Source organism: Pseudoxanthobacter sp. (genome assembly GCF_036822375.1).
Taxonomy (GTDB): domain Bacteria; phylum Pseudomonadota; class Alphaproteobacteria; order Rhizobiales; family Segnochrobactraceae; genus Pseudoxanthobacter.
Window position 1 is genome coordinate 1 of sequence record NZ_DAISHT010000093.1, and the last position, 3,920, is coordinate 3,920.

Here is a 3,920-nt window from a genome sequence, read left to right on the forward strand (position 1 = left end):
CATGGTCCGCCTCAACCGCATCTACACCCGCACCGGCGACGACGGCACCACCGGCCTCGTCAACGGCGAACGGCGTTCCAAGGCCGACCTGCGCATCGAGGCCTACGGCACGGTCGACGAACTCAACGCCTGCATGGGCCTTGCCCGGCTGCACAGCGCCGGCCTGCCCGATCTCGACGCCGCCCTCGGCCGCATCCAGAACGAACTGTTCGACCTCGGCGCCGATCTCGGCATGCCGGAGGCGCCGGAAGGGACGCCGGAGCCCTACGGGCCGCCGCTGCGCATTCTCGATTCGCAGGTGGCGCGGCTGGAGCAGGAAATCGACGCCTTCAACGAGGCGCTGCAGCCGCTGCGCTCGTTCGTGCTGCCGGGCGGCTCGGCGCTGGGCGCCGGCCTGCATCTGGCGCGCACGGTGTGCCGGCGGGCCGAACGGCTGATGGTGGCGCTGGCGGATCAGGAGGCGGTGAATCCGGCCGCGATCCGCTACATCAACCGCCTGTCGGACTTCCTGTTCGTTGCCGGCCGCGTTGCCAACGACAACGGCGCGGCCGACGTGCTGTGGGTGCCGGGCGCCACGCGCGGCTGAACCGCGCAGGCGTGACGAAAGGCCGGCGGCGCGAGAATCGCTGCGGCCGCCGCGCCGCGTTGACCGGACCGGCCGGGACCGCTAGCGTCCCGGAGGTTAACGCCGGCCGGCGAAGGCGGCGGACAGCACGGCACCGCGCGGCTGCGGCGGGCGGGAAACGGCTTTGGAAGGGCGCAAGGCGCGCGCGGTTGGGCGAAATGGCGAGCGAACTGAAGACCATCGGCGTCATCGGTGCCGGGCAGATGGGCACCGGCATCGTGCATGTCTGCGCCCTCGGCGGCTATGACGTGCTGATCTATGACGTGGCCATGGACCGCATCCAGTCGGGACTGGCCACCATCACCGGCAACATGACGCGGCAGCTTCACCGCGGCACGATCACCGAAGAGCAGCGGCAGGCCGCGCTCGGCCGCATCCGCGCCGCCGAGAATCTGGATGCGCTGGCCGATGCCGACCTCGTCATCGAGTCGGCAACGGAGAACGAGCAGGTCAAGCGCAAGATTTTCGCGCAGGTCTGCCCGGTGATGAAGCCGGAGGCGATCCTCGCCACCAATACCTCGTCGATCTCCATCACCCGCCTCGCCGCCTCCACAGACCGGCCGGAGCGGTTCATCGGCATTCATTTCATGAATCCGGTGCCGATGATGGAGCTGGTGGAGCTGGTGCGCGGCATCGCCACCGAGGACGAGACCTTTCAGGCCGCCCGGGGCTTCGTGAAGCAGCTCGGCAAGGTTGCCGCGGTTTCCGAGGATTTCCCCGCCTTCATGGTCAACCGCATCCTGATGCCGATGATCAACGAGGCGATCTATACGCTCTACGAGGGCGTCGGCACGGTGGAGGCCATCGACACCGCCATGCGGCTCGGCGCCCACCACCCGATGGGGCCGCTGCAGCTGGCCGATTTCATCGGCCTCGATACCTGCCTGTCGGTGATGCAGGTGCTGCACGAGGGGCTGGCCGATTCGAAATATCGCCCCTGCCCGCTGCTGGTGAAATATGTCGAGGCCGGATGGCTCGGCCGCAAGACCCGCCGCGGCTTCTACGACTACCGCGGCGAAAAGCCCGTGCCCACCCGCTGAGGGCGGGCCTCAGTTGACGGCGGGCGCGGTTACCGCCAGCGCCTTTCCGATCAGCGCCCGGGCATCGGCGCTGTCCCATTCCGCAGGCCCGTGCAGCAGACCCAGCGAGCAGCCGGCCTGATCGACCAGCAGCGTGGTCGGCAGCCCCACGGCGCGGCCTTTCGTCTTCAGGTCGTTGAAGGTCGCCATCAGCGGATCGGTATAGAGCTTCAGGGCGGCGATGTTCTGTTCGCCGAGAAAGCGGCCGGCGCGGCCGTCGCCGGCGGTATCGACATTGATCGCCATCACCTCGAAGCGCGGACCGCCCATCGCCTGCTGCAGCCGGTCGAGCGCCGGCATCTCCTTGCGGCAGGGCGCACACCACGTCGCCCACAGGTTGACCAGCGCGATGCGGCCGGGCGTGCCGGCAAGCTGCCGGCCGAGCGTCGTTTCGCTGCCGTCCGGGGTGCGGAAGGCCAGCCCCGAAACGTCGACCGGCGCGCCGGAGGTGATCAGGCCGGCCATGGTGCCGGTTGCCAGCGGCGCGAGGCTGCGCGAAATCGCGGCACTGGCCTTGCAGGCCGGCGGCGCATCGTTGCCAGAGAGACCCGGAATCCCGTATATCGCGCCAAACCCGGCGACAACGCCGGCCGCGACGGCAATGACCATCGCCCGGCCCCAGACGGCCCGGCCGGTCTTTGCCCCGCCGGAATTCTTCGCGCCGCTCGCCCTGGCCATGACCTGCTTTCCTCCCGGTGAGGCGGAACGGGCGGGGGCCCGGCCCCCTTGCGAACCGCCGGTTCGCGCACAGACCCCCCTGTGAACCGCTGGGTTCGCACAGATCGAGGACAGGATGCAATGAGCAACCGCATGTGGGGCGGGCGCTTCGCCACCGGCCCGGACGCCATCATGGCCGAAATCAACGCCTCGATCGACTTCGACAAGGCCCTCTACCGGCAGGATATCGCCGGTTCGCGCGCCCATGTGGCGATGCTGGCGAAGCAGGGCATCGTCTCCTTCGAGGATGCCGCCGCCATCGATGCCGGTCTGGCGCAGGTGCTGTCCGAAATCGAAGCCGGCACCTTCGTCTTCTCGCGCGAGCTGGAAGACATCCACATGAACGTGGAAAAGCGCCTTGCCGATCTCATCGGCCCGGCGGCCGGCCGCCTGCACACCGCCCGCTCGCGCAACGATCAGGTGGCGACGGACTTCCGCCTGTGGGTGCGCGACACCATCGACGAACTCGACCACGCCCTGAAGGATTTGCAGGAAGCCCTTCTGGAAAAAGCGGAGGCCCACGCGGCCACCGTCATGCCCGGTTTCACCCACCTGCAGACCGCCCAGCCGGTCACCTTCGGCCACCACCTGATGGCTTATGTGGAGATGATCGGGCGCGACCGCGGCCGTTTCCGCGATGCCCGCGCCCGCCTCAACGAATGCCCGCTCGGCTCGGCCGCGCTCGCCGGCACCTCGTTCCCCATCGACCGCTTCGCCACCGCCGAGGCGCTGGGCTTCGCCCGGCCGACCGCCAATTCGCTCGATTCGGTCTCCGACCGCGACTTCGCGCTGGAAGCGCTGTCGGCGGCCTCCGTCGCCGCCATGCACCTGTCGCGGCTGGCCGAGGAAATCGTGATCTGGTGTTCGGCGCCCTTCGGGTTCATCCGCCTGTCGGACCGCTTCACCACCGGTTCCTCCATCATGCCGCAGAAGCGCAATCCCGATGCCGCGGAACTGGCGCGCGCCAAGACCGGGCGCATCATCGGCGCGCTGACCGGCCTGCTGATCGTCATGAAGGGCCTGCCGCTGGCCTATGCCAAGGACATGCAGGAGGACAAGGAGCCGGCCTTCGACGCCCTCGCCTCGCTGTCGCTGGTGATCGCCGCGTCCGCAGGCATGGTGCGCGACATGGAGCCCGATGCCCGGGCGATGAAGAAGGCCGCCGGCGGCGGCTATTCCACCGCAACAGATCTGGCCGACTGGCTGGTGCGCGTCGTCGGCATGCCGTTCCGTGAGGCCCATCATGTGACCGGCCGCATCGTGGCGGCTGCGGCCGAGGCCGGGCTGCCGCTGGAAAAGGTGCCGCTCGCCACCATGCAGGGCATCGATGCGCGCATCACCGACGCGGTGTTCGACGTGCTGTCGGTCGACCGTTCCGTGAAGAGCCGCACCTCTTATGGCGGCACCGCGCCGGCAAACGTGCGCAAGGCCGTTAAGGCATGGAAGCGCAAGCTGGAGAAGGATACGCTCTGAACCGGCGGCCGTTCGCGCGGCCGGTT

4 protein-coding genes are annotated in these 3,920 nt (G+C 69.0%); 3 read left to right on the plus strand and 1 reads right to left on the minus strand.

Features of this window, described 5'->3' with window-relative positions; translation table 11 throughout:
• Position 1: 1 nt before the first annotated feature.
• Together V7067_RS10340 and V7067_RS10345 are read left to right on the plus strand one after the other, a co-directional pair.
• The gene (locus tag V7067_RS10340; protein ID WP_334175819.1) at positions 2–586 is read left to right on the plus strand and encodes a cob(I)yrinic acid a,c-diamide adenosyltransferase; all 585 of its coding nucleotides are present in this window, start codon (positions 2–4) and stop codon (positions 584–586) included.
• A 197-nt stretch (positions 587–783) separates the two neighbouring features.
• Positions 784–1,665 carry a 3-hydroxybutyryl-CoA dehydrogenase gene (locus tag V7067_RS10345; protein WP_334175820.1) on the plus strand — a complete coding sequence of 294 codons (882 nt, stop codon included), beginning with the start codon at positions 784–786 and terminating at the stop codon, positions 1,663–1,665.
• 9 nt (positions 1,666–1,674) lie between these two features.
• On the opposite strand, the gene V7067_RS10350 is transcribed toward V7067_RS10345, so the two are convergent.
• Positions 1,675–2,382 (minus strand): TlpA disulfide reductase family protein, encoded by a 708-nt coding sequence (locus V7067_RS10350; protein ID WP_334175821.1) that lies wholly within the window; start codon positions 2,380–2,382, stop codon positions 1,675–1,677.
• Between the two features lie 120 nt (positions 2,383–2,502).
• Here V7067_RS10350 and argH point away from each other — a divergent pair, with 120 nt between their 5' ends.
• On the plus strand, positions 2,503–3,894 hold the full coding sequence (gene argH, locus V7067_RS10355) for an argininosuccinate lyase (RefSeq protein WP_334175822.1): 1,392 nt from the start codon (positions 2,503–2,505) through the stop codon (positions 3,892–3,894).
• Positions 3,895–3,920: the final 26 nt, after the last annotated feature.

Coding starts and splice junctions, on each gene's coding strand:
- V7067_RS10345 (WP_334175820.1), top strand. CDS start 784: ATGGCGAGCGAACTGAAGACCATCGGCGTCATCGGTGCCGGGCAGATG.
- argH (WP_334175822.1), top strand. CDS start 2,503: ATGAGCAACCGCATGTGGGGCGGGCGCTTCGCCACCGGCCCGGACGCC.
- V7067_RS10340 (WP_334175819.1), top strand. CDS start 2: ATGGTCCGCCTCAACCGCATCTACACCCGCACCGGCGACGACGGCACC.
- V7067_RS10350 (WP_334175821.1), bottom strand. CDS start 2,382: ATGGCCAGGGCGAGCGGCGCGAAGAATTCCGGCGGGGCAAAGACCGGC.